The sequence below is a fragment of the Nonomuraea sp. NPDC049141 genome, assembly GCF_040648415.1.
Taxonomy (GTDB): domain Bacteria; phylum Actinomycetota; class Actinomycetes; order Streptosporangiales; family Streptosporangiaceae; genus Nonomuraea.
Genome location: NZ_JBEZDR010000002.1, coordinates 104,277 through 131,240, shown reverse-complemented (window position 1 = coordinate 131,240; position 26,964 = coordinate 104,277). Strand labels below are relative to the sequence as shown.

The 26,964-nt window shown below is 70.8% G+C and carries 22 protein-coding genes; 3 read left to right on the top strand and 19 right to left on the bottom strand.

Annotation, left to right across the window (positions count from 1 at the left end):
• Positions 1-7: 7 nt before the first annotated feature.
• Positions 8-1,417 carry a glycosyl hydrolase family 28 protein gene (locus AB0B91_RS05455; RefSeq protein ID WP_358316031.1) on the top strand — a complete coding sequence of 470 codons (1,410 nt, stop codon included), beginning with the start codon at positions 8-10 and terminating at the stop codon, positions 1,415-1,417.
• 147 nt (positions 1,418-1,564) lie between these two features.
• On the opposite strand, the gene AB0B91_RS05450 is transcribed toward AB0B91_RS05455, so the two are convergent.
• Entirely contained in the window at positions 1,565-2,575 is a 1,011-nt protein-coding gene (locus AB0B91_RS05450) for a hypothetical protein (RefSeq protein WP_358316028.1), read from the bottom strand.
• 90 nt (positions 2,576-2,665) lie between these two features.
• Between AB0B91_RS05450 and AB0B91_RS05445 the strand changes: the two genes are divergently transcribed.
• Entirely contained in the window at positions 2,666-5,986 is a 3,321-nt protein-coding gene (locus tag AB0B91_RS05445) for a S8 family serine peptidase (protein ID WP_358316026.1), read from the top strand.
• 64 nt (positions 5,987-6,050) lie between these two features.
• On the opposite strand, the gene AB0B91_RS05440 is transcribed toward AB0B91_RS05445, so the two are convergent.
• From AB0B91_RS05440 to AB0B91_RS05430, 3 genes are read right to left on the bottom strand one after another with little or no spacing between them, the layout of a single operon-like run.
• Positions 6,051-10,154, bottom strand: coding sequence for a hypothetical protein (locus tag AB0B91_RS05440; protein WP_358316023.1), 4,104 nt, complete (start codon positions 10,152-10,154; stop codon positions 6,051-6,053).
• 36 nt (positions 10,155-10,190) lie between these two features.
• Positions 10,191-10,487: a hypothetical protein gene (locus tag AB0B91_RS05435; RefSeq protein ID WP_358316020.1), complete on the bottom strand. Its 297-nt coding sequence runs from the start codon at positions 10,485-10,487 to the stop codon at positions 10,191-10,193.
• A gap of 52 nt (positions 10,488-10,539) precedes the next feature.
• Complete coding sequence (locus AB0B91_RS05430; RefSeq protein ID WP_358316017.1) at positions 10,540-10,719, bottom strand: hypothetical protein; 180 nt, start codon at positions 10,717-10,719, stop codon at positions 10,540-10,542.
• A gap of 61 nt (positions 10,720-10,780) precedes the next feature.
• Between AB0B91_RS05430 and AB0B91_RS05425 the strand changes: the two genes are divergently transcribed.
• On the top strand, positions 10,781-11,482 hold the full coding sequence (locus AB0B91_RS05425) for a TetR/AcrR family transcriptional regulator (protein ID WP_358316015.1): 702 nt from the start codon (positions 10,781-10,783) through the stop codon (positions 11,480-11,482).
• Here the strand turns inward: AB0B91_RS05425 and AB0B91_RS05420 are convergent.
• The 15 genes from AB0B91_RS05420 to AB0B91_RS05350 form a co-directional block, all read right to left on the bottom strand.
• Positions 11,457-11,945 (bottom strand): hypothetical protein, encoded by a 489-nt coding sequence (locus AB0B91_RS05420; RefSeq protein WP_358316013.1) that lies wholly within the window; start codon positions 11,943-11,945, stop codon positions 11,457-11,459. The genes AB0B91_RS05425 and AB0B91_RS05420 overlap by 26 nt on opposite strands.
• 133 nt (positions 11,946-12,078) lie before the next feature.
• Positions 12,079-12,780 carry a hypothetical protein gene (locus AB0B91_RS05415; protein WP_358316011.1) on the bottom strand — a complete coding sequence of 234 codons (702 nt, stop codon included), beginning with the start codon at positions 12,778-12,780 and terminating at the stop codon, positions 12,079-12,081.
• Complete coding sequence (locus AB0B91_RS05410; RefSeq protein WP_358316010.1) at positions 12,777-13,328, bottom strand: RNA polymerase sigma factor; 552 nt, start codon at positions 13,326-13,328, stop codon at positions 12,777-12,779. The genes AB0B91_RS05415 and AB0B91_RS05410 overlap by 4 nt, the downstream gene beginning before the upstream one ends.
• Positions 13,329-13,407: 79 nt before the next feature.
• Complete coding sequence (locus AB0B91_RS05405; protein WP_358316008.1) at positions 13,408-14,664, bottom strand: hypothetical protein; 1,257 nt, start codon at positions 14,662-14,664, stop codon at positions 13,408-13,410.
• A gap of 9 nt (positions 14,665-14,673) precedes the next feature.
• On the bottom strand, positions 14,674-15,993 hold the full coding sequence (locus AB0B91_RS05400; protein WP_358316006.1) for a nitrate/nitrite transporter: 1,320 nt from the start codon (positions 15,991-15,993) through the stop codon (positions 14,674-14,676).
• On the bottom strand, positions 15,990-16,397 hold the full coding sequence (gene paaI / locus AB0B91_RS05395; protein ID WP_358316004.1) for a hydroxyphenylacetyl-CoA thioesterase PaaI: 408 nt from the start codon (positions 16,395-16,397) through the stop codon (positions 15,990-15,992). Before paaI ends, AB0B91_RS05400 begins: the two co-directional genes overlap by 4 nt.
• Entirely contained in the window at positions 16,394-17,242 is an 849-nt protein-coding gene (locus tag AB0B91_RS05390) for an SDR family NAD(P)-dependent oxidoreductase (protein WP_358316003.1), read from the bottom strand. The genes paaI and AB0B91_RS05390 overlap by 4 nt, the downstream gene beginning before the upstream one ends.
• On the bottom strand, positions 17,239-18,492 hold the full coding sequence (locus AB0B91_RS05385) for an MFS transporter (protein WP_358316001.1): 1,254 nt from the start codon (positions 18,490-18,492) through the stop codon (positions 17,239-17,241). The genes AB0B91_RS05390 and AB0B91_RS05385 overlap by 4 nt, the downstream gene beginning before the upstream one ends.
• Positions 18,489-19,718 (bottom strand): AMP-binding protein, encoded by a 1,230-nt coding sequence (locus tag AB0B91_RS05380; RefSeq protein ID WP_358315999.1) that lies wholly within the window; start codon positions 19,716-19,718, stop codon positions 18,489-18,491. Before AB0B91_RS05380 ends, AB0B91_RS05385 begins: the two co-directional genes overlap by 4 nt.
• Positions 19,715-20,707: a hypothetical protein gene (locus AB0B91_RS05375; protein WP_358315997.1), complete on the bottom strand. Its 993-nt coding sequence runs from the start codon at positions 20,705-20,707 to the stop codon at positions 19,715-19,717. Before AB0B91_RS05375 ends, AB0B91_RS05380 begins: the two co-directional genes overlap by 4 nt.
• Complete coding sequence (locus AB0B91_RS05370; protein ID WP_358315995.1) at positions 20,704-22,071, bottom strand: lysine 2,3-aminomutase; 1,368 nt, start codon at positions 22,069-22,071, stop codon at positions 20,704-20,706. The genes AB0B91_RS05375 and AB0B91_RS05370 overlap by 4 nt, the downstream gene beginning before the upstream one ends.
• Positions 22,068-23,771, bottom strand: coding sequence for a class I adenylate-forming enzyme family protein (locus AB0B91_RS05365; protein ID WP_358315993.1), 1,704 nt, complete (start codon positions 23,769-23,771; stop codon positions 22,068-22,070). The genes AB0B91_RS05370 and AB0B91_RS05365 overlap by 4 nt, the downstream gene beginning before the upstream one ends.
• Complete coding sequence (locus AB0B91_RS05360) at positions 23,764-25,104, bottom strand: FAD-dependent oxidoreductase (protein ID WP_358315991.1); 1,341 nt, start codon at positions 25,102-25,104, stop codon at positions 23,764-23,766. The genes AB0B91_RS05365 and AB0B91_RS05360 overlap by 8 nt, the downstream gene beginning before the upstream one ends.
• Positions 25,101-25,319, bottom strand: coding sequence for an acyl carrier protein (locus AB0B91_RS05355; RefSeq protein ID WP_358315989.1), 219 nt, complete (start codon positions 25,317-25,319; stop codon positions 25,101-25,103). Before AB0B91_RS05355 ends, AB0B91_RS05360 begins: the two co-directional genes overlap by 4 nt.
• Before the next feature lie 13 nt (positions 25,320-25,332).
• Positions 25,333-26,919 carry an amino acid adenylation domain-containing protein gene (locus AB0B91_RS05350; protein WP_358315987.1) on the bottom strand — a complete coding sequence of 529 codons (1,587 nt, stop codon included), beginning with the start codon at positions 26,917-26,919 and terminating at the stop codon, positions 25,333-25,335.
• Positions 26,920-26,964 lie beyond the last annotated feature (45 nt).

The following is a 26,964-nucleotide window of genomic DNA, read 5'->3' as shown; positions in this document are numbered from 1 at the left end:
GGTGACCATGCCCTCTCGACGATCTCTACTGAAGGCCGGCGGAGTTCTCGCCGCCGCCACACTGGCCCCCGGAACCGCGGGTACCGCGTCGGCGCAGACCGAAGACCGATCAGCCGATCCGTGGCACAAGGTGCCGGACATCCTGCGTAAGATCCGACCTCCTCGCTTCCCTCGCCGAAGGTGGGAGGTCACCGCCTTCGGCGCCGTAGGTGACGGCACGACCGACTGCACGGCCGCGTTCAAGGCGGCGATCGCCGAGTGCCATCGCGCGGGCGGCGGCCGGGTGGTGGTCCCGCCGGGCCGCTTCCTCACCGGCGCCGTCCACCTGCTCAGCAACGTCGAACTGCACGTCTCCGAGGGCGGCGTGATCGCCTTCAGCACCGATCCGAACGCGTACCTGCCGGTCGTCTTCACCCGGTGGGAGGGTACGGAGTGCTACAACTACAGCCCCTTCATCTACGCCCACGGCCAGCGGAACATCGCGGTCACGGGCAAAGGCACGCTCGACGGCCAGGCCAGGCAGGGCCCATGGGAGAGCTGGTACGCCAACAGCGGCCCCCAGGGCGCCGACCAGCGCGCACTGCGCAAGATGGGCGACGACGGCGTACCGGTCGAGCAGCGCGTGTTCGGGGCGGGCCACTACCTGCGCCCCGCCATGGTCCAGTTCGTGAAATGTCAGAACGTCCTGGTCAGCGACCTCACGATCCTCGAACCGGCCATGTGGACCGTGAACCCGGTCCTGTCCACGAACGTCACCGTGCGCGGCATCACCGTCGTCAGCACGCTGTACAACACCGACGGCTGCGACCCCGAGGCGTCCTCGTACGTACACATCCACGACTGCCGCTTCAACACCAACGACGACTGCGTGGCGGTCAAGTCGGGACGTGACGCCGACGGCCGCAGGGTGGGCGTGCCCAGCGAGAACATCGTCGTCCAGGACTGCTCCTTCTCCGGCCGCTGGGGCGGCGTCACCGTCGGCAGCGAGATGTCGGGCGGCGTGCGGAATGTCTTCGCGGAGCGGTGCGTGATCAACTCGCCGGACTTCCCCGGCAACTACCCGGTGAAGTATCCCGTCTACATCAAGGCCAGCAAGAAGCGCGGCGCCTATGTCGAAGGCGTCTACGTACGCGACTTCACCGGCCAGAACGTGGACCGCGAGGTGATGTTCGTCAACATGGCCTACCAGAGCAACGAACAGGGCACGGAGCCGGTGTCCGTACGTGACATCCGCATGGAGCGGACCAGGCTCGACGGCGCCGACGCCGTGCTCAATCTGGTCGGCCTGGAGACCGACCACCTGGCCGGGGTGCGCTTGGAGCGCTGCGTGTTCACGAACGTCACCGGCCCGAACACGATCACGTTCACCGACGACCTGACCCTGCGGAAGGTGTTCGTGAACGGCGTGGAGCAATAAGAAGGCGGCCCCGCTCCCCAGATCGCGGGGCCGCACGGGAAAGTGGCCACTGCTTCAGGCAGCGGCGCGTCCTACTCAGGCTTCGGAGTCTCCCCCGTTCACGCCGCATCGTAGCGGTTCAACTACTGAGAGTTTCTCTTTTTCGGCCTATACGAGGCCGCGGCGGCTGGCCTGGGCGCCGGCCTGGAAGCGGGTCTCGGCGTTCAACTGGTCCAGGAGGTGACGCAGGCGGCGGCGGAGACTGCGCGGGCTGGTGCCGAGCTGGCGGGCGATCGCGTCGTCCTTGAGCCCGGCCGCGAGCAGCGTCAGGAGCCGGCGATCCTCGGGGCCGAGCTCCGTCAGGTCCAGCTCCTGGTCGGCGGGCTCCGGGGCCGGGGGCGACTCCCGCCACAGCTCGGGGCGCACCGGCAGCGCCTCCCGCCACAGGCGCTCGAACAGCTCCACCAGCGCAACCACCATGGTCGATCCGCTGATCAGCACGCCGCGCGTCAGCGGCGGGTCCATGTGCAGCGGCATGACCGCGCGCCACCGGTCGACGATCGCCATCTTGAACGGCAGCCGGGGCAGGACCCGCGCCTCCTCGCCCGCCTTGATCAGGCTGCCCACCTCGTCGAGCGCCCCCGCGTGATCGAACGCCTCCGGCACGTAGATGGTCCGGTAGCGGACGCCGCTGCGCAGCAGGCCGGTCTGCAGCGGGTTGTGGTAGTCCAGCACGTACGGGGGCCGGTCGAAGGTCAGCACCTCCTCCTTGGCCTCCTGCTGCAGCCGGACGTACCACCGGGCCTGCTCCTCCGGGCCCGCCAGGACCTCGAACTGCCCGCCCTCCTCCGAGTCCTGGCCGACGGTACGGAAGGCCGCCTCCAGTTCGTCGGCCGTGTCGGTGAGCCGGTCCAGCTCGCTCTGCAGGTTGCGTACCAGGGAGCGGATCGAGGTTCCCGGGTTCGTCACCGTCCACCGAGGTGAGCGCCCCCACAGGCGGCTGACGAGGCCCTTCGCGCGGAGCCTGCTCAGCGACGTCTGGATGCGGGCCGCGCTCTCCCCGCTCCTCATGACGAGCTCCTGCACCGTGATGCCGGGGCAGGCCAGCACCCCGCGGTAGACCCGCTCGTCGAACGCGCTGACTCCCACGACCTCCAGCGCCCGGCCGTCCTCAAGCATGCCTATGATCGTGGCCACTTCCGGCAGTTGCCGCAATAGGCCACACCAATCACCTTGTCGCCAAAAGTCACAAACAACTAGAAAGCGGTTGTGCTTCAGAGAACCGCCCTCCTGGGCGTCGCGATAACGGCCCTGTTAGCGGCCGCCACTCCGGCCCAGGCAGCACCCACTCCCGCTCCCTCGGCCCAGTCCTCCACCCCAGTTGAGCAGCCCAAGACCATCACCCTCATCACCGGGGACAAGGTCGCCCTCCGCCCGCTCCCCGACAAGCAGACCCAGCTCGACGTCCAGCCCGGCCCCGGCAGGGAGAAGATCACCTTCGTGCACCGCCGGGCCAAGGACGGGCTCAGCATCGTCCCCGTCGACGCGATGCCCCTGCTGGCCGCCGGACGGCTGGACCCCCGGCTGTTCAACGTCACCCGGCTCGCCGCCCTCGGCTATGACGACGCCGCCAGCTCGGCGCTCCCGCTGATCGTGACGTACCCGGACCAAACTGCCGCCGCCACGCTGCGTGTCGCGGGCGGGCGCCCGCTGCCCGCGATCAACGGGATCGCCCAGAGCGAGCCCCGCGCCGCCGCCGGCACGCTCTGGAAGTCCCTGACCGGGCAGGCCAGAGCGGCCGCCGCGCCCGCGAAGATCTGGCTGGACGGCAAGGCCAAGCTGTCCCTCGACGTCAGCGTCCCGCACATCGGCGCGCCCAAGGCCTGGGAGGCCGGTCAGACCGGCAAGGACGTCACGGTCGCGGTGATCGACACCGGCTACGACCCGGACCATCCCGACCTCAAGGGGCTGGTCGCCAAGACCCAGAACTTCACCTCCGAGCCCGACGTCCGCGACCTCAACGGCCACGGCACCCACGTCGCGTCGACGATCGCCGGATCCGGCGCCGCCTCGGGCGGCCGGTACAAGGGCGTCGCCCCCGGCGCCCGGCTGCTGATCGGCAAGGTCTGCCTGCAGAGCGGGGACTGCCCGGACTCGGGCATCATCGAGGCCATGACCTGGGCGGCGGAGAACGGCGCCCGCGTCGCCAACCTCAGTCTCGGGGAGGCCGACACCCCCGGAGACGACCCGGTGGAACAGGCCGTCAACAGCCTGTCGGAGAAGTACGGCACGCTGTTCGTGATCGCGTCGGGCAACGACGGCCCGCAGACGGTCGGCTCGCCGAGCACCGCGGACCGCGCGCTGTCGGTCGGCGCCTCCTTCCGCGACGACGACACGGTCGCGCAGTTCAGCAGCACGGGCCCGCGCGCGAGTGACGCCGCGGTCAAGCCCGACCTGATCGCGCCCGGCGTGGGCATCGTCGCCGCGCGAGCCGCGGGCACCTCCGCCGGCTCCCCGGTCGACGACTCCTACACGACGCTGAGCGGCACGTCCATGGCGACGCCACACGTGGCCGGCGCGGCCGCGATCGTCGCCGGGCAGCACCCCGACTGGAAGGCCGGCCAGATCAAGGCCGCGCTGATGGCCTCCACCGCACCGGGCGACGAGCTGGGCGCCTACGTCCAGGGCTCCGGCCGCGTGGACGTCGCCCGCGCCATCACCCAGCAGGTCACGACCGAGCCCGCCGCGCTGAGCATGGGCGACATCGAGCTGCCCAGCCCCGCGCCCAAGGAGCAGACGCTCACCTACCGCAACGACGGCGCCGCCGCCGTCCGGCTGGACCTGAGTGTGATCGCCAAGGACGGCAAGGGCGCGACGGTGACGCCGTTCAAGCTCGGCGCCACCGCCCTGGAGGTGCCCGCGCACGGCACCGCCCAGGTCAAGGTGACCGCCGTGCCGGGCCCGACCGGCCTGTTCAGCGGCACGGTCATCGCCAAGAACGCCGACGTCTCCGTACGCACCGGCATCGGCATGCGGGTCGAGCCGGAGAAGCGCGGGCTCAAGCTGCGCTTCACCGGCACGGACGGGCAGCCCGCCCAGGCCGCCTTCGCCGGGCTGATCGACCTCGACACCGAGGAGCAGCGCAACTACGACATCTCCGGCGGCGCGCTGGACCTCAAGCTGGAGAAGGGCCACCGTTTCACCGTCGTCAGCCTCATGGCCGACCATGACGGCACCCTGGTGATGGCCTCCGACCCGGAGTTCACCCTCGACGCCGACCGTACCGTCACCGCCGACGCCCGCAAGGCCAAGGCGGTGGACGTACGCACGGAGGAACCGACCGCCCGGCTGGCCGTCGGCATGCTCGGCATGCTCCAGCTCATCGACAGCGGTCAGCCGCTCGGCGTGGACGTGGACCTGGGAGGCATGTGGGGCGCGGATCGCGTCGAGGGCATCAAGGCCATCCCGACGACCCGTACGGCGAGCAAGAAGTTCGCGTTCTACCGCTGGACCCAGTGGGCCAAGCCGAAGGCCGACGGGAGCTACGACGACAGCCCGTACTTCTATCACCTGATGAAGGCCGAGCCGCGCATCCCCGCCGACCCCGGCTACCGCCCGCGCCGCCGTGACCTCGCCGAGGTCAGCTCCACCTATGCCACGCAGAACGACGTCAAGTTCGGCGAGCACTTCGCCCTGCCCGTGCTGTACGGGACGGAGCTGGCCTGGATGCCGTACGGCCAGGTGTCGCGGTTCGCGCTCCCGTTCCACCGGACGGAGTACTACACCCCCGGTGACACCGGCTGGTACCCGTCCTTCATCCAGTACCGGACCCCACCGGACGGCTGGAACGACACCGACCAGTTCTTCTTCGGCAAGACCACCGTCTACCGCGCCGGCCAGAAGACCGACGACCGGTGGAACACCGGCGTCTTCGCGGCGGCGCTCAACCCCGGCGGCGACTACACCTGGCGGGAGGAGAACCTGCTGCAGTTCGCGGCCGCCCTGTTCGAGGACGGCACACCCGATCGCGTCTCCTACGGCGAGTACGTCGCCCCGCAGGCCAGGCTCTACCGGGACGGCAAGGAGATCTACGCCGCCGACTATCTGCCCGGCACGATCGAGGTGCCCGCGGAGAAGAAGGAGAGCGAGTACCGGTTCACCATGACGGCCGACCGTGTGCCGGCCCAGACCAAGGTGTCCACCCGGGTCAGCGCCGAGTGGCGGTTCAGGTCGAAGACGCCCGAGCCGGGTCGGCGGCAGGTGCTGCCGCTGCTGGCCGTCAAGATCAACCCGGAGCTGGACGACCGTAACCGGGCCGCAGCGGGTCTCATGCGGATCCCGCTGCGCGTCCAGCGTCAGGACGGCTCGCCCGCGCTGAAGCTGCGGACGCTCACCGTGGAGATCTCCTACGACGACGGCCGTACCTGGCTGCCCACGCTGGTGCACCCATCGGCCCAGGGCTCCTGGTCAGCCGAGACCTGGCACCCGATCAGTGCGCGCGGCAAGTTCGCCTCGCTGCGCGTCAAGGCCACCGACACCGGCGGCAACGGCTTCGCCGAGACCGTCACCAGGGCCTACCAGGTCAAGTGACCACCGGGACGCCCCGCCGCGCCCGGACAGGCGCCGCGGGGCGTTCGTCGGCCCTCACAGGCCGTCAGGGTGGCGCCTGGAACCAGGCCGTGACCTTGTTGTACGCCGCGCCGGAGACGGGGTCGCTCGGCAGGTAGATGCGCAACTGGCCGCGGCCACCCAGATGGCCGAACTCGTCGGAGACCGCGCGCATGTGGCCTTCTGGCGTGACCTGGATCGCCGAATCGGCGGCGATGACGACATGGCCGGTGAGTTTGGCGACGGTCGCGGGATGCTGGCCGGTTCCGATGTGGCAGTTGGCCAGCAGGATGACGTCGTCCGGCTTCAGCTTCGAGATGTTCAGAAGGAGAGCCGCCATCTGCTTCGCGTCCAGGTCCTGGCCGCCGATCGAGTTGCCCCTTTTCGAGCCGTGCCCGTCCACGTAGAGGGCGCCGTCGATGCGCTGCACCTTGAGTGCGGTGTCGGCCAAGATCATGTCGTGTGGGTGGTTGAGGTCACGCAGCCAGACACCCGCGTCCGTCTCCTTGACGTGCTCGTTGAGGTGATGGGCCAGCTCGGGGGTGAGCGGGGGCTTCATCCGCGGCACCCGCAGCGGCATCGAGTCGGCGCTTTGGCCCTGCGGCACCTGGATGGCGAACACGTGCCGCTCGCCGTACGACTCCTGCACGGCCAGCACCTTCAGCCTGACCCCGGATCTGAACAGCGCGTGGGCGGGCTTACCCGACAGGTCCCCCACCTCGGCGTACTCGCTCGCCCTGATCGTCAGCCGGACGCTGTCGGGCAGGTCGGTCAACTTCCCGGGGTCGTCGACGCCGTCCAGGATCCCGTGGAAGACGACCTCGTCGCCGGGCCGGACAGCGCTCGGCAACCAGTCATTGGGGACGCGGGCGGAGACGTGGCCCGACGTGGTCGGCCTGGCGGCGAGTTCGGCGTCCGCCCTGTCGAGGGTCGTCTCGGCCCAGGGAACGAGCGAGGGGTCGTCCGCGCGCCCGACGGCCAGTTCGTTCACCTGGCGCAGGTTGACGCCTTCGAGCAGGTGCGGCAGCGCCGGCACCTGGTTGCCGGGCGGCCGCCACGGCGTCTCCCGGAAGTCGGGGACCAGCGGGGAGGGGTCGTGCAGCGGGCCGAGATCGAGCGGGGCGTGCAGGCCCACGCTGTCGATCACGTCGAGGTGGTCATAGTAGGCGTTCATGAGGCCGTACCTCTCGAACTCCGGCCGCAGCGCCTCGTACCTGGCGCGCAGCGCGTCGCTGTCGGCCTCCGTGAGCAGCGGCTTGTCCACCCCTCCTACGTGCTCCATCCGCGGGTTCTCCGACCGCAGCGTTGACGCGCCGTCCTGGATGAGCGAGGCGTACAGCGCGCGCTTGTCCAGTTCGTGCCGGAGCGCCGCCGGAACGGCGCGCTCCTCGTCGCTCCAGTGCCACGGGTTGATGCGGTGTTCGTACACGACGGTGGGTGAGGCCCGGTAGTGGCCCTGCACACCGTCCCTGACGGCGTGCGCCGCATGAGCGGATGCCTCGAACTTGTCCGCCCCGGCGACGAACTCGAACTCGTGGCGCAGCGCCGTGGTTCCGTCGTTGAACGTCACCACCTCCGCGACGGCCCCCGTCAACGACACCATGGTGGTCTCGCGGACGCCGGTGGCGAGGGCGGCGCGGAGCCGTTCGCTGCCGTACGTCTGGTAGACGGTGCCATCGGCGGCCTGGTGCACCGCGGGGCCGTCCAGGCCGAGCGCGCGCCGGGCCAGCGCCCCTGCCAACGCGTCACTGGCGTGGTAACCGGTCAGCGCCAGCGCCTGCGATCCGTCGCCGAACGTGACGACGCGCCCCAGGTCGGACTCACGCGAGGCCACGATGTCGTCGAGGTTGTCCACCAGCCGCTGTACGGGATCCACGAGAGGGCGTCCCGCGCCCGGCGGGGTGGTGTCCCTGAGGTCGGCGGCCAGGTCGGCGATCTGCTCGGCCTGGTCGTTGAGCCACTGCGTGGTGATCTCAGGCAGAGTCTCGTCGAGACGGGCATCGAAGATGGAGTCGACGCCGACCGCCTTCTCCGCGATCATCCGCAGGGAGTCGGTGATCCTCTGGTGCGACTCCGCCATTCCCATGCGGGCGAAGTCGAACTTGAGGTCCCTCACGATGATCTGGACCCTGGTGACGTCCTTCGGCGAGAGCGGGTTGGCCGCCCATCCCTCCGGGTGGGTGCCCACCTCGCGGAAGAACAGCCGGCTCATCAGCTTGGCCATATGGGGCTTGGGCATGAGGGCCGCCTCGCCGGACAGCGCGTCGAGCAAGAGGGGATCGTCCCTGAACAGGGCGCCGAGCAGGCCGGCCAGGACGCCCTCGCCAGTGACCGCGCTGCGGGGCAGGTTCCACTCCTGGCCGCTCCAGCTCATGTGGTTCGGATCGCCGTACACCCATTCGAGCAACAGTCCCGTGTCTCGAACCGGATGCACCGAGGGCATCTTGAGTCCGAGCTCATCGCCGAGCTGGGCGACCAGCACCTTGGCGTCCCTGGCCTTCTTGGTGGGGAAATCGGCCAGCATGGCGTGCGAGCCGTCGGCGAGCGTGACCCTGGCGCTGTCGGCCCCGGCGGGCTCCCATCCGCCCTTCGTCCCTTGGGCGGCCAACTTGCCGAACTCGTACTGGTTGTGCGGCGGGTTGCCCGCCGCCCGGGTCTGGCCCCAGTTGAGCATGCTGTCGATGCGACTGCGGGGCTCTGAGTGCGGTGCGTCGACGACAGCGGGCTCGAAGCGCTGCCAGTGGCCGTCCAGCGGGCCGCGATATCCCTGCGCGGAGCCGAACGGCATGCCGTTGTCGGCGGCGAGCACGACCCGGCCCGTACGATCGGCCAGGTCCTGCAGTAACACGGCGTCATGGCGGGCGTGCGGCCCGAACACCCGCAGCGCGGCGTCCGGCTGGGCCACCAGCCGCGGGTCCTCGCGCAGCACACCGGCCAGGTCGGCGGTGTCGACGCGGATGTCGCGGCCCGGTACGAGGTCGCGCATGGCGGGCGGCAGGTCGGCGGGCAGCCGGCGGAAGCCGCCGACCAGGAAGCCGTCCGAGGTGGCGCGGATGCCCACGTCCACGTGGCCGGGCAGCGGCGGGCGGCGTCGCATGTCGCCCGTGACGCTCATGTCAGCGCTTTCCGGGTTGCGGAACCACAGGCCGGACCAGGTCTCCTCCCGGAGGTGGCGAACGAGGAACTGCTGACGCTGCGCGGCTGCCTCTCCAGGGCGGAGCACCGGGTCGTGAGCCGAGTCGGCCCCGTGACGCAACCCGGCCAGGTCGGTCGCGTCCCGCCTGCCCGTGTGAAAGGGCTCGGGATCAGGGCTTCGCGGGTCGGGGCCTCCGTCAGGTTCGGGGTGCGGTGAGCCGTCGCCGCTCCCCCTGCCGAAGTGCGGGTTCCAGCCGGCCCAGTGCGCGTCCGCGGCGCCGACGGCGCCCGAGGTGAAGCCCTTGAGCAGGCGTTCCCAATCGAACGGTTGCCCGTCGAACGCCTGCGTGGTCGCGTCGGTCAGACCGCCCGCCGCGCCGGAGGCGAGCATGAAGCCCAGCAGCGACCGCGGCGGCGCCAGCCACGTCGCGCCGGTCAGGAACACACCGTTCAGCGCTCCGGTGCCCAGCGAGGTCAGCGCCTGACCCCAGTCGATCCTGTCGCGCCGGCTCTGGCCGGCCTGCACGCCCAGGTCCATCGCGAGCATCAGGCCGCCGAACAGCGCGATGTTGAACAGCAGCCGCCTGGCCAGCTGCCTGATGATCACCTTGGTGAAGCGGGCGCGCAGTCCCACGGCCGCCATCCCGGCGCTGGCCGTGGCCGGGTTCAGGATGACCGGCACCAGTGTCCACAGCTGGAAGATCAGGAACCCGATCGACAGCTTGATCAGCCGCTTGGTGTACTGGATCTGCACGCCGAGGTCGTTCAGCGCCACCGCCGTTCGAGCGAGGCGGTTCAGCAGGTCGGCCTCGCTGCCGCTGACCCTGGGCATGGCGTGGCTGACGAAGGTCTGGAGCGCCTCGCCGTCCCAGGTGTCCCGATCGGGAATGGGAAGGCCGATGGCATCCGCGACTCGGTAGGCCGCGGCGGCCAGCACGTCGGCCAGCGTGAACAGCTTGGACTCATCGCCCTGCGGCCAGTCCATGCCGACGGCCCAGCCGATCCACGGCCGCATCCAGCCGGGTATGTCCCCGTCGAGCAGCACCGCCCGTCAGGTCCGGGGATGCTCTGCTGCCCGGTAGTTGACAGCCGTCGCGCCCATCCCGTCGCCGACGCCTTCCAACTGGTCGATGTAGTCGTTGAAGGCGTTGATGATGCCGTCGCGCATGCTGGGGAAGTCCTTCTCCATCTGGGCGCCGTACTGGTCATGCCCCATCGGCCGCCCCGCCGCCACGAACGCCTCGCGCACGTCGTGCAGGATGCCCCGGACGCGGTCGGCCTCCTCGGCGGAGGCCTTCCCGTACCGGAAGATTCCCTGCGGCTCCGCCGTGTACCCGGGGACCGTCATGCCTCCTCGCCCTCAAGAATCACCCCAGCATCGTACAACTCACGCCAAAGCCTCATCTTTGCTTCTTGGCCGCCGCCCGCCTGAGTTCGTCGAGGATCTCGAACTCCTCGGCGGTGAGGTCGGCCGCCACGCTCAGGGTGCCGTCCGAGGTGTGCAAAGTGATCGGCTCAGGCCGCTCGTCCTGGTCCGGGAGAACCTCGAAAAGCGGAGGCCGCCGGTCGTCCGCGCTCATGTCTCGAACCTACAGGGCGCAGGCGAAAGCGTCACGAACATGTTCGTGCTAGGTTGCCCGCATGATTTCCAGCGACCCTGCCCGGGCACCCGTCAGCCGCCGGGAGCGTCCGGCGAAACCCGCGCTGACCAGGCAGGGGATCATCGACGCCGCACTGATGATCCTGCGTGACGAGGGTCTGGGCAAGGTGACGATGCGGCGCATCGCCACGGCGCTGGACACCGGGCCGGCCTCGCTGTACGTCTATGTCCGCGACACCGAGGATCTGCACGCGCAGATCCTCGACGCGCTGCTGGCGCCGGTCACGGCGGCCCCGCCCGGAGCCGGTCCGTGGCGGGAGCGGTTGAAGGCTCTGCTGACCAGCTACCGCGACGTCCTGTTCGCTCATCCGGAGATCGCCCGGATGGCCCTGTCCACGCAGCCCAGCGGCCCCAACTACCTGGCCTTGGGCGACGCGATCGCGGGCCTGCTCAACGAGGGCGGCGTGCCGGACCGGGCGGCGGCGTGGGGCCTGGACCTGCTGTTGCTCTATCCCACCGCGATCGCCGTCGAGCAGACCAGTCAGAAGTCGGCCACCCGGAAGGCCGATGACCTGACGGCCCTGGCCGCGCAGGTCGCCACCGTGGACGCGGCGCGCTTTCCCCACCTCGCCCGGCTCGGCGACGACCTCGTGTCCGGCGAGGGCCCCGACCGAGCCGAGTGGGCGCTCGACGTCCTCCTCGACGGCATGCTTGCCGCTAGTTCACGCAGTCCTGGGTCTTGAGGCCGAGGGCGAACTGCTCGACCTTGTTCCGCTGGTTGACGCCGAAGTAGTAGTACGCCTTGGGGTTGCCCGGCACGGTGGCGTACCAGCCGCTCTCCTGCTCCTTGACGCTCGGGTAGGCCTTCTTGACCTGGCTGAGAGTGGAGCCGACGCCGACGCCCTTGGGGGTACGCACCCCGCCCCACCCGAAGATGACGGCGACGCCGCGCTTCTTGGAGATGTAAAGCCCAATCTCGTCCTTGGGGTTGGGGTGGGCCTTGTAGTCCCAGCCGGCGCAGTAGCCGGACATCTTGAGCACAACCTTGCCGGTGGCTTTGGCCTGCTTGGCGGTCATCCCCAGCTTGACGCCGCCGTAGCCGTACGGGCCGAAGGTGCCCGGCTTGGCGGCGGTGGCTCCCGCCGGGCTCGCGATCACCAGCGCCGCGCTCGTGGCCGCCAGCGCCGCCGCCATCAGTCGAGTCATCTGCATCCCCGTCGCCCCATTTCTTGTAACAGGAGTTGTTATCCCCCTCTCTGATGCCGACCGCAGGCGAAAAGTTCGCCACCAGAGCCGGCGGGCGCCCCCCACCTACCCGCCGGCCCCCAGCGGCTGGTGATCAGTTTCTGGCCTGCTCCTTGACCATCCCTTCGTCGGAGTCCGCCTTCACGGGCCGGCAAGGCGCGACTGGGCTACCGGCCTTGGCCAGATAGGGGAGGAACACCCAGCGCATCCCCGGGTAGTTACCCGGTCGGAACTCCAGGACCAGCGTCTCTGACGGCCGCATGAAACGCGGGGAGATCACGAAGGTGTCCTGGTTGATCGGCGCGGCGACGTCTCGGGAGCGCCAGTTGTCCGGCTTGTCGAACTCCTTGCGCTGCTGTTCGGTCATGTTCTGGGTGTTCGGTGGGTCGTAGGCCAGGTCCGCGCCGACGAAACGGCCACGGGCACATTGCTTGCCCGCCTCGGTGAACGTCACGTCGGCGGGGATTCCCACGGCCTTGAGCTTGGCCTCCAGTCCGTCGGGGTCCCGCAGCTCCTTGACCGTCACCTGAATGGTGCCGTCGGAGTTCTCCGTGACCGCGTACGCCGCGTTCGACGGCCCTGAGACCATCGGCGCGGCCACCACCGCGGCCGCCGCGAGGCCCGCGACCGCCACCCCCGCCAGCAGGGGCCGACGCCACGGTGAACGGCCGCGTCGCAGCGCGGGCGGGGTGGCCACGATCTCCGCGAGGAGGTCATGGACGCCCTGGCTCATGGCAGGCTCGGTGCAGGCCGCGGCCGGATCGATGGCGGACACCATACGGTCGAGCTTGTTCATCGTGCCTCTCCTCTCAGCGCGGTCATCACAGTGACCTCGTCCGTCGTGTCGATCAGCCGGGCCAGTCGTTTACGGGCCCGATACAGCCGGAGCCGGGCGGCGGTGCTGCTGCAGCCCAGTACCGTGGCGATCTGCGGGCCGGTCAGCCCCTCCCAGCAGGCCAGCGCGAGCACCTCGCGGTCGGCCTGGTCCAGGGCGGCGAAGGCCGTGCGTACGGCCTCGGTCCGCGGATCGGCGGGCGCCTCGTCCTGGCTGATGGCCAGTTCACCGCGGAGCCGCGAGGCCAGCGCGCTCCTGCGCGACTCCCCGCGCCGGTGATTGGCCAGGACTCGGCGTGCCGCGCCGTACAGCCACAGCACGGTGGCGTCCCCGTCGGGAACGTCGTCCAGCCGCCGCCACGCGGCGAGGAAGGTCTCCGCGATCACGTCGGCGACGTCGTCGGCCGAATCGGTACGGCGCAGCGCGTAGCGATGTACGGCCGGATAGCAATCGAGATAGAGCCGCTCGAAACGATCTCGCGTGTCGGGGGGCACGCGTGGATCCTGCACAGGTGTCTCCTTACCGAAGAATGCCGGAACACCTCACTAGGTGTCCGGCATCTCCGCAAGTGTTTCCCGCCCAGGTCCGTCAGGAGTGGGGCCGTTCGTCCACCACCTGCAGCACCTTCCCGGTGCGGGGATGCAGCACCAGCTCCGACGGCCGCACCCATTCGATCGCCAGCGGATGGACGAGCCCTTCCTCCACGCTCTGGGGGTACAGCGGCTTGGCCGCGTACACGGCGTCGATGAGCCGCTGGGTCAGCTCAGGCGGCGGCTCCTCGACGCAGGCCAGCCGGAGCAGCAGGCCGTCCTTGCTGTTCCAGCGGCGCTGCACCATCTGCATCCCCGACATGGCCCGGTCCGGGTCCGCCGCGACGAGGACCGCGCGGATGGCCTCCGTCGACATCGCCACCGTCTCCACCCTGGCGCCCTCGTCCGACCGGCCGACCAGCCGGAACCCCCGGCAGTCCGCGTCGGTCCACTCCGCCAGGTCGCCGACCGGGTAGCGGATGATCGGCATCAGCGTCCTGAACAGGTTGGTGACGACCACCCGGCCCCGTACGCCGGGCACCGTGATCGGTTCACCGATCGTGTCGTCGATCAGCTCCACCAGGGTCCGGTCGGCGAACGCCTCGTGCACCCGCACGTCGTCGCCCGGCACCGGGCCGCCGACCAGCCCGGCGTCCACCGAGGCGTAGCCGAGCGAGGCGATCCCGGCCCCGGGGAACGCCTTGGCCAGTTGGGGGCGCAGGTCGTCGAAGAGCAGGTCACCGGCGAACAGCAGCAGCTCCACCGTGTCGGCCACCTGCCCACGGGCGGTCACCGCCGCGGCCACGCTCGCCAGCTTCATCGGCGGGCCCGCCAGCACGTCGACGCCGAAGTAGGCGATCAGGTCGGCGACGGAGTCGTCCGAGGCGTGGCAGGCGATGGGCAGCCGGACGTTCTCCACCGGGGCGTTGTGCAGGGAGTGTTCGATGTAGAGGAAACCGCCGTACATCTCACCGGCCGAGAACAGGTTCGCCACCCGGTGCCCCGGCTTCAGCCCGGCCCGGACCATGCCCGCGCCGAACGCGGTCACCGAGTCGGCGTGCTCGGTGCGGGTCCACGGGGAGAACTTCGGCGCGCCGGTGGTGCCGCCGGAGGTGTACACGCCGGCGTCGGTCAGCGGTCCGGTCAGCAGCCGGTTGTCCGGATAGACGTTCGCGGCCCAGAACGCCTTCTGGTCGACGATCGGCAGCCGGGTGAGGTCGCTGACGCCGTCGGGCAGGTCGCGGTACGCCTCCGCGTAGAAGGGCGAGTGGCGACGGGCGAACGCGATCAGGTCACGCAGGGATTTCGCGGGCATGTGTCGCTCCTAGATTCGGCTGTGGGCCAGATTGGGCACCCGGGCCAGCACCCGGCGGCGGTAGAACCACCAGTTGGTCGCCAGGAACACGGCGTAGCCGCCGATGAACACGTACAACGCCAGGTCGATGGACCCGGTCTGCCCGAGTGACATGGCGAACCCGCGCGGGATGAGGAACCCGCCGAACGCGCCGATCGACGAGGCGATGCCGATGGCCGCCGCGGCCTCCCGCCTGGCGCGCAGCCGGGCGTCAGGCTCGCCGTGCTCCGCCTGGGCCGTGAAGATCGCCGGAATCATACGGTACGTGGACCCGTTGCCGATCCCCGAAGCGGTGAACAGCAGCATGAACGAGCCCAGGAACAGGGGGAACCCGTGCTGCCTGAGCCCGGCGAGCGCGCCGACGACCCCTGCCGCCATGGCCATGAAGGACCACGCGGTGACCCTGGCCCCGCCGTACCTGTCGGCCAGCCACCCGCCGACCGGCCGCGACAGCGAGCCGACCAGGGGACCGAGGAAGGCGAAGTACGGCGACGCGGACTCGGCGAACGTCGCCTTCACGACCAGCGGGAACGCCGCCGAGTAGCCGATGAAGGAGCCGAAGGTGCCGATGTAGAGGAAGGACATGACCCAGGTGTGCGTACGCAGGAACGCCTTCCCCTGGGTGCCGAAGTCCGTCTTCGCCACGGCCAGGTTGTCCATGAAGAAGTACGCGCACAGTGCGGCGGCCACGATCGGCACCACCCACACCAGCCCGGCGTACACCAGGCCGGCCGTCGCCACGAGCGGGATCAGCAACTGCACGACGGCCACCCCGAGGTTGCCGCCGGCCGCGTTCACGCCCAGCGCGAACCCCTTGCGCCGCTCGGGATAGAAGTAGGAGACGTTGGCCATGGAGGAGGCGAAGTTCCCGCCGCCGACCCCGGCCGCCGCCGCGGCGATCAGGAACATCCAGTAAGGATGCGCCGTGTCCGTGACCAGCCAGGCGAGCAGCCCCACCGGTGCCAGGAGCAGCAGCGCGCTGGCCACGTTCCAGTTACGCCCGCCGAAGGCCGAGACCGCGAACGTGTACGGCAGCCGCAGCGTGGACCCCACCAGGTTCGGCACCGCCACCAGCCAGAAGAGCTGGTCGACGGTGAAGGCGAACCCCGCTTTGGGGAGCAGGACGACGATCGCGCTCCAGAGCAGCCAGATCGCGAAGCCGAGATGCTCCACGAAGATGGAGAAGACCAGGTTCCTGGTGGCGACGCGGCGCCCGGTGGCCGCCCAGAAGCCGGGGTCCTCCGGCTCCCAGTGATCGATCCAGCGCCCGGTCCTCCGCTTCTCGTTCATGAATGCTTCCCTTCGCTGGTGGACCCATTGGGCCGGCCGGAGACCATCACGCTCTGGCCGCGGAACTCCGCGACGATCTCGCCGGCCGGGCGGCGTACGGTCACGTCGTAGACGCCGTTCCTGCCGTACCTGACGCGCTCCGTGGCCTCGGCCACCAGCTCGTCGCCGGCCGCGGCCGGGCGCAGGAACGTCACCTGCGCGCTGTGCGCCAGCGTGACGTGGCCGTAGGTGTTGCAGGCATAGGCGAACGCGGCGTCGGCGAGCAGGAACAGGTAGCCGCCGTGGGCGATGCCGTGACCGTTCACCATCTCCTCGGTGATCCGCATCCGCAGCCGCGCCCGGCCGGTGGCCACCTCCTCCAGCGCGATGCCGAGCGAGCGGCAGGCCGGGTCCTCGGTGTTCATACCGCGGCTCCGATCCAGGTCCTGGCCAGGGCCTGGACGGCCGAGCCGTCCGGGTCGGCGAGCTTGCCCGCCAGGTACTCGGTCACCCAGGCGCTGGTGGGGACGCGGAACGGCGGCTCGTCCGCGCTCAACGCGCGCACCACCACCTCGGCCACCTCCCACTTGGACTGGCCGGCGCCCTCCCAGCCCGCGCCGCCCACCCAGTCGAGGTAGGCGCCGAACGTCCCCGCGTACGGCCCCGAGGCCGCCCGGATGGTCTCCCGATTGATGTCCGGAAAAATCCCGAACTCGGTATCCGGGACGAAGCCGGGCACGACCACGCTGACCCGCACCCCGTGCGCCGCCGCGACCGGCGCCAGGCTCTCCATGAACCCCTCGACGGCGGCCTTCGCCGCCGCGTACGCCTCGTTGAACGGCTGGCCGACGACGCCGTGCACGCTGCCGACGGTCAGCAGGCGGCCACCGGCGGCGCGCAGCAGCGGCATCGCGACCCGGCTCACGGCGACGACGCCGAAGAAGTTCACCTCCAGGTTGGCCCGCAGGGCCTCCATGGTGGACATCTCCATCGTCGGGTCGAAGTTGGACACCCCGGCGTTGTTGACCAGCGCGTCCAGCCGCCCGTACGTCTCCCGCACGCCCTGGAGGCACGAGGCGATGGACGCGGCGTCGGTGACGTCGAGACGGCGGACGTCCAGCGTGACCCCGGCGCGGTCCGCCGCCTCACGCAGCGCGCCGTCCCCGCCCGGGTCACGCATCGTCGCCACCACGGTGCACCCGGCTTGGGCGGCGGTGACCGCGGTCGCCAGGCCGATGCCGGACGACGTACCGGTGATCAGCACGATCATGCCGGGCTCCCCTCGAACTGCTTGGCGCGGTCCAGCAGCGGCTGGATCCCCACCGCGGGCAAGAACGAGAACGCGGCCAGCAGCGTGCCGCCGACCATGACCGCCCTGGCCGCGTCGAGCACGCCCAGGTCACCGGTCAGCAGCGTGACCGCCGTTCCCCCGGCAAGGGCGGCCAGCGGGATCACACCCCAGGTCGCGGTGCGGAACGCCGCGTGCATCACGCCCTGGTTCTCGGCCGTCATCCGCGACTGGCGGATCGGGGCGCTGCAGACGTTGATGCACGACATGAAGAAGCCGTAGCAGCCGAACGTCACGCCGATCACGGGCGCGGCGGGCAGCGCCGGCGCGGCGAGGATGCCCAGCCCGACCAGGCAGTGCAGCAGCAGCCCCCAGGCCATGGTCCGGCCGAGGCCCAGCCGGTCGCTGATCTTGGGCGCGGCGAGCGCGCCGAGCACCGCGCCGCCCGCCCCCGCCGACATCGCCGCCCCGAACACGCCCACCGAGATGCCTAGACCCCGGTATGCCAGCACCGGCAGGACCGTGACGAAGATCGGGCCGCCCGAGTTCAGGGTCACGGCGGCGATGACCACCCGGCGCAGCACCGGATCGGCCCAGTTCAGCCGGAACCCCAGCACCAGCCGCGACCACACGGAACCCTGCTGGACGGCCTTGGTCCCCCAGGGCCGCATGGCCCGGAAGCAGGCCGCCGAGACCAGGTAGCTGGCCGCGTCGACGAGCAGCGCGGCCACCCCGAACACGTGGTAGAGGCCCGCGGCGATCGACGGCCCGGCCACCTCGGACACCGTGCTGCTGCCCTCAAGGCGCGAGTACGCCCGCACCAGCTTGTCCTCCGGCACCGTGGTGGGCACGGCGACGAGGTAGCCGACATTGAAGAAGATCGTCGCCCCGCTGATCAGCGCCACGCAGACGAACAGCACCGGCGTCGACAGCATCCCGAACCAGTAGGTCACGGGTATGGCCGCCACCGCCACCAACCGCACGACGTCGCACATCAGCATGGTCAGGCGCTTGTCCCACCGGTCGACCAGCACCCCGGCGACCGGCCCCAGCAGCGGGATGCCGAGGTACTGGGCCATGGCCACGATCCCCACCTCAAGCGCGGAGGCGTGCAGCACGAAGATCATCAGGGTCGGCACCACGAACACCGTGACCCGGTCCCCGACCAGACTCACCGTCTGGCCGCCCCAGTACAGGTTGAACTGCCGGCCCAGGGATCCCGGGAACCTCACGGCTCCTCCCGTACGACGAAGCCGGCGGTCTTGCCGGTGCGCTCGTTGCTGATCAGCGCGTCCACGACCTTGACCTGGAAGGCGTGCGGGTCGTGCTGGAAGGCCGTGCTGATCGTGAACGTCGCGGCCATGAGCTCGCCGCGCAGCCGTTCGGGCAGGTCAGGCGGCGCGTCCCGGTCGGTCAGCAGCAGCACGTCCACGGCGGACACCCGGCCCCGCCGCTCGGTGATGAGGATCTGCGCCCGGGTGACGCCCGGCTCGCGCTCCGCCTGGGCGACGATGTCGTCCACGTGCAGCCCCAGGCCGCGTACCTGCACCACCGAGTCCCGGCGGCCCAGCACCCGCAGCGCTCTGTCCTCCCGGCCGCATTCGCACGTCACGAACCGGCCGGCGTCGCCGGTCCGGTAGCGCAGCACCGGGTTGAGCATGTCCGGGTCGAGCGTGGTGAAGTCCAGCAGCTCATCGGCGTCCGCGTGGACGAGCTGCGCGGGGAGCGGGTGGAAGACGTCCGCCGGGCACTGGGGGGTGTTGGTGCCGACGACCCAGGTCTCCGTGCTGCCGAACATGCCCCAGCGGCGCGCGTCCGGCGCCACCTCGGCCATGTCCTCGTCGAGCTGGGGGTGCCACGCCTCCCCGAGCCAGAGCACCTTGCGCAGCGCGGGCAGGCGCACTCCGGCGGCCCGCGCGTGCGCGAACCACAGCCGCAGCACGCTGGGGGTGCCGCCGATCGCGGTCACCTCCTGGGCGGCGAAGAACGACAGCCAGTCGCCGTACTCCTCCTTCGTCACCGAACCCAGTGCGATGACCCGGCAGCCGGACAGGTCGGCGAAGGCGGCGGCCAGGAAGTGGGCGCCCCACATGCGGCCGGCGCCCCAGGCGTTGACGAAGACGTCGTCGGGCTCCAGCGGCCGCCACTGCTCGTACACGCCGGCCATGTAGAACCCGGTGGGGGCGTAGCCGACCTTGGGCGCGCCGGTGCTGCCGCCGCTCTGGAAGAGCCAGGTGGCGCCCTGCTCGGCCTTGGGCCTCAGGTGCGCCAGCGCCACGTTCAGGTCGTCCTTCACCAGCGCGGGAAGCGCGGCAAGGTCCTCCAGCGTGAGTACCTTCTCGCAGGCGGCGTAGCGCGGCGCGAGCGCGGGCACGCTCCTGAGCCGCTCCAGGGCTCGCCGCGGGACGCGCAGGTGCGGCTCGGCCGCCTCGGGCGACAGGGAGAACGATTCGATCATTTCGTCACCTGACTTTCGGTCAGCCAGCGGGTGTGGGCGTCGCGGTAGGCCGTCCAGCGGGCCCGGGTGACCTCGCGCTGGAGGGTGCGGTGGGGGTCGCCGTAGTCCGGCGCGATCACCCCGTCGGGTTCGAGCTCGGAGAACCAGTACCGCTCGCCGTCGAACAGGAAGTCGACGCAGAAGAAGGGGATGGGCAGCTTCTCGTAGAAGTAGGCCGTCGCCTCGGCCAGTTCGGGCGGGACGGGCGGGAACTCCATCGCGCCGCCCCGGCTGGCGTTGGCCACCGGCGAGCCGGGCTCGGGGATCCGCTTCATCACGGCGTACGGCTCGCCGTCGACGACGTAGACCCGGTAGTCGACCGTGCCGTCGCCCAGGTAGGGCTGGATCACGAGCGTGGTGTCGCCGCCCTGCGCGAGGCTGGCCAGGCCGCGGATCTCCTCGGCGTCGCGGGCCAGGTTCACCCCGCCACCGCCGCACCACCCGGACGGCTTGACGATGGCCGGGTAGGTGAGGTTCTCCAGCGCCACTTCGTACAGATGCTTGCTGGTGTCCCGGCCGGTGCCGATGCGGAGCGTGGGTACCGGCGGAATGGGCGAATCGTGCAGGAGGAGGACCGTGGCCAGCTTGTCGTTGGCAATGGGCGACAGGCCAGGCGGGAACGACAGGTAGAAGCCGGCCTGCTCCAGCACGGCGTACAGCGCGTACTGGTTGAACACGTCCATGGACTGGTAGGGCAGCGAGTACAGCGCGGTGATGAAGAGCGTGTCCTCCGGGGTGACGGGTTCGTCGTCCACGTAGACGCGCGGCTTGCCGGGCTCCAGTCCGTCGACCGTCACCGCGTCGGGGGAATGCCTGCTCCAGCGGAGGCCGAGCTCGGCGGCCACGTCGGCGTAGAGGTCCCAGAAGAAGGGGTGCCACATCGCGGTGCCCCGGGTGGACTCGCGATCGGGGAAGATCCAGCACATGCGGCGCAGCGTGCTCGGGGTCATGGTCGTCCCTCTCCGTCGGCCCACCAGCGGCGGCCCGGCTCGGGCAAGGTGTCGATCGGGTCGTAGAAGGGGAAGCGGCGGTCCTGGTCGGCCGGCTGGAGTCCGATCCCGTGGTTCTGGCTCCAGTACGAGATGCCGCGTTCCCGGTCGTACTCCGCCACCTGGTGCACCCAGCGCTTGCCGACGTAGGGCACGTCGCACACGAGCCGCGGCGTCGCGTAGCCGGGGAGGTAGCCCATGATGGCTTCCTGCAGCCGCTGCGCCTGGTGGACCGGGATCCGCCAGTGCTCCGCGTTGGGGATCAGGTCGCAGAGGTAGAAGTAGTAGGGCAGGATGCCGGCTTCGCCCTGCAGGGCGAAGCACAGGTCCAGCAGGTCGTCCGGGGTCGTGTTCACGCCGCGCAGGAGCACGCCCTGGTTGCGCACGTCCCGCACACCCGCGTCGAGCATGGCCCGGGCCGCCTCGGCGACCAGTGGCGTCACCGACCGCACGTGGTTGGCGTGGGTGTGTATGGCCAGGTTCACCCCGCGGGCGCGGGCGATGGCGGCCACCCGGCCCATCCCCTCGACCACGCCGGGCTGGAGCCAGTGCTGGGGCAGGCCGATCAGCGCCTTGGTGGCCAGGCGGATGTCCCGTACGGACTCCAGTTCGAGCAGCCGCACCAGGAACGCCTCCAGCCGCGGCCATGGCAGATTGGCCACGTCGCCGCCGGAGACCACCACGTCGCGTACGCCGGGTGTGCGCTTGAGGTAGTCCAGCATCAGCTCCTGCCGGTCCACGGGTTTGAGCGCGAGCCGGGCCTTGACGACCTGCGGGGTCGAGGTGCCGACCAGGTCCATCCGGGTGCAGTGGCCGCAGTACTGCGGGCAGGTGGACAGCAGTTCGGCCAGCACCTTGGTCGGATAGCGGTGCGTCAGCCCCTCCACCACCCACATCTCGGCCTCATGCAGCGAGTCGCGGCGCGCGCGTGGATGGCTGGGCCAGACCGGATGCCGGTCGGAACTGACCGGCATCAGGTAGCGGCGGACCGGGTCCGCCAGGAACGCCCGCGTGAAGGCGGCCGGATCGCTCGCGGCGTCCGGCGCCATCACGTTGAGCAGCTGGGGCGTGATCAGCATGGACATGGTCGCGAACCGGGCCCGGTCGGCCGCCAGGTCGGCGTAGAAGGACTCCTGGAGCAGGTCGCCGACCACCACGCGCAACTGCCCGGCGTGCTGCACGCAGTGGGCGCGCTGCCACTGGGCATCGCGCCACTGCGCGTCGGTGACGCCGCGCCAGCCCGGCAGCCGTCGCCAGTCCGGCTCGACGAGCGGACGGCGCACATAGGTGTACGGGTGGCGGGCGGCGTTCATCTGATGGTTCATCCGGTGAACAGCACCGCGTGGCGGGTGCGGAGCTCGCGCTTGAGCACCTTGCCGGTGGGGCCGAGCGGATAGTCCTCGTCGGTCCGCGCGACGACGACCGCGGCGAGCGTGGCCAAACCGGCGTCGGCGAGGGCCTTGTTCGCCTTCTCCCGCACCTCGTCGGCGGTGACGTCGGCGGCGTCGGCCTGCGGCCGCACCACCGCGATCGGACGCTGCCCCTCCCCCGCCGCGCCGGGCACGCCGACGACCGAGCAGTCCTGGACGAGGTCGGCGCAGTCGGCGATGAGGATCTCCTCGATGGGCAGGCTGTAGACCGGCCCGGCCGCGGTGTCGATGACATCCACGGTGCGGTCGAGGTGGTAGAAGTTGCCCTCGCTGTCCCTGCGCGCCACGTCGCCGGTCAGCCAGTAGCCGTTGAGCTCGAAGCTGCGGGTCAGCCTCGGGTCGTTCCAGTAGCCCGGCGTGCGCGAGGGTGTGATCACGGCCAGCAGGCCGACGGTCCCGTCCGGCAGCTCCGCGCCGTTCTCGTCCAGCACCGCGGCCTTGATCACCGCGTCCTGCGCCTTGCCCACGCACCGGTCGTCGCGCGGGGTCTCCGGCGCGGTCACCTGGCCGAAGAGCGCCATCCCCATCTCCGAGGAGCCGAGCCCGTCGACGAACTGGGAGCCGGGCAGCGGTTCGCCGCCGGCGGCGCCCTCCGGGAGCAGCCACGACTTGATCAGCCCGGCGGGCCGCTCGCCGAGTTGGACCAGCCGCCTGATGTGCCCGTAGTGGGCGCTGTCTCCGGTGTTGAACCAGGAGTGAACCTTCGCCGCGGCCTTGACCGGGAGCTCGCCGGTGGCCAGCTCCACGAACGTCCGCGGGAACGAGGCCACCATGGTCGGCTGGAAGGCCTCCATCACCGGCTCCACGACCGTGCGCCGCCAGTCCGCCATGACCACGGTCGGCAGTCCGAGCAGCACCGCCGTGAGGAAGTAGCTGAGCCCGCCGGCGTGGGTGTGCGGCATGAGCGACATCAGCCGGTCGTACGGCTCGGCGGGGAAGCGCACCATCCGCGCCTGCTTGCCGTCCCAGAAGCTGCGATGCCCGAGCGTCGTCGACTTCGGGCTGCCGGTGGTGCCGGAGGAGTGGATCAACGCCACGATGTCGTCCGGCGCGTGCCGGTAGGGGTACTCGTCCGGCAGCCGGCCGGACTCGGCGTCGTAGGCCCGTACCTCCGCGGCCAGGGCGATGAACCGGGGCCTGGTCTGCGGGGCGTTGCGGTAGGCCAGTAACAGCCTGGTCGTGTCGTCGGCGACGATGCCGACGACGCCCACGTGGTCGAGGTAGCGGACCATGACGTCGGCGCGCATCGCGTCGTTGATCATCGTCGGGATGGCGCCGAGCGCCGTGAGTGCCAGGAAGTGGAGCAGCGGTTCGAGCCCTTCCGCCACCACGATTCCCACCGGCTCGCCGGGCCGTACTCCGTTGGCCCAGTACCACTTGGCGTACCGGTCGCGCAGCGCCGCGAGGTCGACCAGGCTGTGGCCGCGCAGCACCACCCGGCCGCGGTGATCGTTGTGGTGGCTGTAGACGAACGGGACCGCCCGGTTCGGGTTGGCCGCCAGGGCGTGGTCGAGGAAGTTGCCGGCGCCCAGCTCGGGCTCGGTCATGAATCCCTGCCGTACGGCAAGGGGGGCGATGGACGTGCTGTCAGTCATGGATGTTCCTCCATCGGTACATCGCGTTGATCTCCGCGGCCACCCGGTGTCCCGATCGGATGGCGCCTTCCATCAGGCCGAAGAACTCCGTGCTCGTCTCGGTGCCGGCCCAGTGCACCCGTTGGTGGGGAACCGCGAGTCGCGGGCCGAGCCGGGACCAGTCCCCCGGCCCGAACAGCGCCGCGTAGCAGCCCCGGCTGTACTCCTCGTGGACCCAGTCGGTGACGTGGCAGCCGATCGGCTCGGGCAACCCGGGGAACAGCCGCGCGGCCTGGGCGAACGCCTGCTCGCGCTGCTCGGCGGCGGGCAGCGCCGCGTACCTGTGCGCCTCTCTGCCGGTCACGAACCCGGTCAGCACGCCCACCCCGCCGTCCGCGGGCGAGTCGTCCACGGTGGACAGCAAGGGCCCCCGCGCGTTGACCGACCAGCCGGACAACCCCCGCTCCCGCCAGGCCGGCGCCGGGTACACCAGGTGGACCTTCACCGCGCAGCCGGGCACCGTGCGGGCCCCTGAACGAGGCGCCGCCGGGCCGGGCCGGTAGTCGATCGTGTCGGCGAGCGGCGGCGGTACCGCGACGACCGCGGCGCGGGCCCGTACCGATCCGGTCGCGGCGACGACGGTCACGCCGTCGCCGTCCTGATGGATCGCGCGCACCGGCTCGCCTAGCCGTACCCGGTCGCCCAGCCCGGCGGCCAGCCGCCCGCACACCTGGTGCGCGCCGCCGTCGATCCTGCTCTCCTGCGCGCCGCCCGCGAAGGCGTTCAGGTAGCGGATCCCGCCGCCCGAGCGGAGGTAGAACGCCATGTGCAGGACGGACACGTCCGCCGGGTCCGCGGCCATCATCTCGCCGAGGAACAGCGGGAAGAACAGCCGCGCGTCCGGGTGGCACAGGTGCTCGCGCGCCCACTCCGCCGCGGTCAGCCGGTCCAGCCGGGCGGCGTCCGCGGACAGCCAGGGGGCGTCCGCGCGTACGCCGCGGTCCAGTTCGTCCAGGGCGTCGAACAGCTCACCGAGCGCGACCGCGGACAGCGGCGGGAACCGGCCGGCCCGGGTCCGGCCGTCGCCGCCTAGTGCGAACCGGCTTGCGCCGGTCATGGTGGTCGGGGTGGTCTTCAGGTCCAGCTCGGCCAGCAGGGCGGTCAGCGCGGTGTGCCGGTCTCCCAGGTACGCGGCGCCGGCGTCCACCCAGGCGCCCGGGGCGACCTCGATGCCGTGCGTACGGCCGCCGACCCGCTCACGCGCCTCGAAGACGGTGACCTCGACGCCGCGTGCCGCGAGGTCGGCGGCGGCGGTGAGCCCGGCCAGGCCGGCGCCCACGACGACGACGCTCATACCTGGCTCGCTATCTTCTTGACCAGGGCGCTCGGAGTCGGCGCGTCGAGGAAGTCGTCGAAATCCAGTTCAACGCCGCTGGCCCGGGCGACCGCGCTCAGGACGCGGGTGGCGAGCAGCGAATCCCCGCCCATTACGAAAAAGTCTGAGTCCGCGCTGACTTCCGGGTTTTCCAGCACCCGCCGAAATACATCCGAGACGGCATTGACATTCACGGAATGGTCTCCCTCAAACGGTGGCGGACGCGTATCTCCGATGCGAACCGGCCCGGTCGACTTTTCCGCTCGCCGTGTAGACGAGTTCGGGGACGACGGTGATCCGGCTGGGCACGAGATGGCACGGGACGCGGTCCCGCAGGTAGTCGCGGACGTCGGTGGCCAGTGCCGGGTCGTCGGCGGTGGACGGGCCGGGGACGATGTAGGCCGCGAGCGTCGTGTGGTCGGCGACGGTGACGCCCGCCACGGCCACGGCGCCCACCCGCGGATGACCGGAGATCTGCGCCTCGACCTCACCCGGATCGACCCGGATGCCGCGGATCTTGAGCTCGTGGTCGAGCCGGCCTTCGTACACGAGCACGCCGTCGGCGGCCTGGCCGTCGGTGGCCGGGCTTTCGGCGGCCAGGCTGACCCGGTCGCCGGTGCGGAAGTAGCGCTCGGGGCCGAGCTCGACGAACCGCTCCGCCGTCGCCTCCGGCAGGCCCCGGTAGCCCAGCGCCAGTGACGGCCCACCGACCAGCAGTTCGCCGTCCTCGCTGAGGTGCTGCCGGACGTGCGGCAGGGGGCGCCCGATCGGCACCCGCTCCCCCGCTCCCCCGGCCGCCAGCGGGCCGTGCAGGTCTATGGCGTGGGTGATGAGCGTGGTCTCCGTACACCCGTAGGTGTTGACCAGGCGGATCCCGTCGGTGCCGAGCGCGCGCCAGTCGGCCAGCCGCGCCGGGCTCACGGCCTCCCCGCCGATGACGACCAGCCGGACGCACGCGGGCAGCGTGGCCCGCTCGTCCACCAGGTGGCGCACCAGCTCGTGCCAGAACGCCGACGGCAGGTCCAGCACGGTGATCCGCTCGGCGTCGATCATGCGCAGCACGCGGTGGAACGATCCCGAGTGGGCGTGGTCGTGGAAGACGAGCGTCGCGCCCGTGGTGAGCGTGGGCAGGATCTCCTCGAAGCAGGTGTCCCAGTTCAGCGACGCGAACTGGAGGACGCGGTCGGCGGGGGTGAGGGCGAACAGGTCTCGCAGCGCGCGGGTCGCGGTGGTGATGGCCCGCCTGGGGGTCACCACGGGCTTGGGCGCGCCGGTGGAACCGGACGTGAACAGGATGTACGCCGGATCTTCCCCGGCGACGACCGTGTCCGCGTCCGTCTCCGCGTCCGGCGTATGGGCGGCTTCGGCGAGGTTGGGGAGGTCGACCAGGCGCGCGCCGGGTTCGGCGGGCTGAGTGGGCTCGGCGGGCTCAATGGACTTTGCTGGCCTTGCGGGCGCGGCGGGCTCAGTCGCTATCACTGTCGTGCAGCCGCTCGCCGACATCAGCGCCCGCCGCCTCGGCCACGGGTGCGCCGGATCGATGGGTACGTACGTTCCGCCTGCCGCCAGCGTGCCGAGCAGGCCGGCCACCGTCGCCGGCGACCGTGATGCCATCACCCCGACCACCCCGGGACGCGGTCCCAGCCGCCGGGCGGTCGCGTGCACCCACGCGTGGAGTTCGGTGTAGGTAACGATCCGGCCGTTGTGCGTGATCGCCGGGCGGTCTGGATAACGGCTGACCGCGCCGGCGAAGTCCTTCATCAGGTCGGTCATCAGGTCGTGCGGATAAGACAAGGTTGCCTCTTTCCGAGATGCTCCGGCGAGCACCGCGTACTTTCA

Excerpts from the sequence above, each read along its gene's own strand:
- AB0B91_RS05405 (WP_358316008.1), bottom strand. The coding sequence starts at position 14,664 with ATGCCCGCGAAATCCCTGCGTGACCTGATCGCGTTCGCCCGTCGCCAC.
- AB0B91_RS05425 (WP_358316015.1), top strand. The coding sequence starts at position 10,781 with ATGATTTCCAGCGACCCTGCCCGGGCACCCGTCAGCCGCCGGGAGCGT.
- AB0B91_RS05370 (WP_358315995.1), bottom strand. The coding sequence starts at position 22,071 with ATGAACCATCAGATGAACGCCGCCCGCCACCCGTACACCTATGTGCGC.
- AB0B91_RS05375 (WP_358315997.1), bottom strand. The coding sequence starts at position 20,707 with ATGACCCCGAGCACGCTGCGCCGCATGTGCTGGATCTTCCCCGATCGC.
- AB0B91_RS05365 (WP_358315993.1), bottom strand. The coding sequence starts at position 23,771 with ATGACTGACAGCACGTCCATCGCCCCCCTTGCCGTACGGCAGGGATTC.
- AB0B91_RS05440 (WP_358316023.1), bottom strand. The coding sequence starts at position 10,154 with ATGCGGCCGTGGATCGGCTGGGCCGTCGGCATGGACTGGCCGCAGGGC.
- AB0B91_RS05420 (WP_358316013.1), bottom strand. The coding sequence starts at position 11,945 with ATGACTCGACTGATGGCGGCGGCGCTGGCGGCCACGAGCGCGGCGCTG.
- AB0B91_RS05450 (WP_358316028.1), bottom strand. The coding sequence starts at position 2,575 with ATGCTTGAGGACGGCCGGGCGCTGGAGGTCGTGGGAGTCAGCGCGTTC.
- AB0B91_RS05400 (WP_358316006.1), bottom strand. The coding sequence starts at position 15,993 with ATGAACGAGAAGCGGAGGACCGGGCGCTGGATCGATCACTGGGAGCCG.
- paaI (WP_358316004.1), bottom strand. The coding sequence starts at position 16,397 with ATGAACACCGAGGACCCGGCCTGCCGCTCGCTCGGCATCGCGCTGGAG.
- AB0B91_RS05415 (WP_358316011.1), bottom strand. The coding sequence starts at position 12,780 with ATGAACAAGCTCGACCGTATGGTGTCCGCCATCGATCCGGCCGCGGCC.
- AB0B91_RS05390 (WP_358316003.1), bottom strand. The coding sequence starts at position 17,242 with ATGATCGTGCTGATCACCGGTACGTCGTCCGGCATCGGCCTGGCGACC.
- AB0B91_RS05380 (WP_358315999.1), bottom strand. The coding sequence starts at position 19,718 with ATGATCGAATCGTTCTCCCTGTCGCCCGAGGCGGCCGAGCCGCACCTG.
- AB0B91_RS05430 (WP_358316017.1), bottom strand. The coding sequence starts at position 10,719 with ATGAGCGCGGACGACCGGCGGCCTCCGCTTTTCGAGGTTCTCCCGGAC.
- AB0B91_RS05455 (WP_358316031.1), top strand. The coding sequence starts at position 8 with ATGCCCTCTCGACGATCTCTACTGAAGGCCGGCGGAGTTCTCGCCGCC.
- AB0B91_RS05435 (WP_358316020.1), bottom strand. The coding sequence starts at position 10,487 with ATGACGGTCCCCGGGTACACGGCGGAGCCGCAGGGAATCTTCCGGTAC.
- AB0B91_RS05360 (WP_358315991.1), bottom strand. The coding sequence starts at position 25,104 with ATGAGCGTCGTCGTCGTGGGCGCCGGCCTGGCCGGGCTCACCGCCGCC.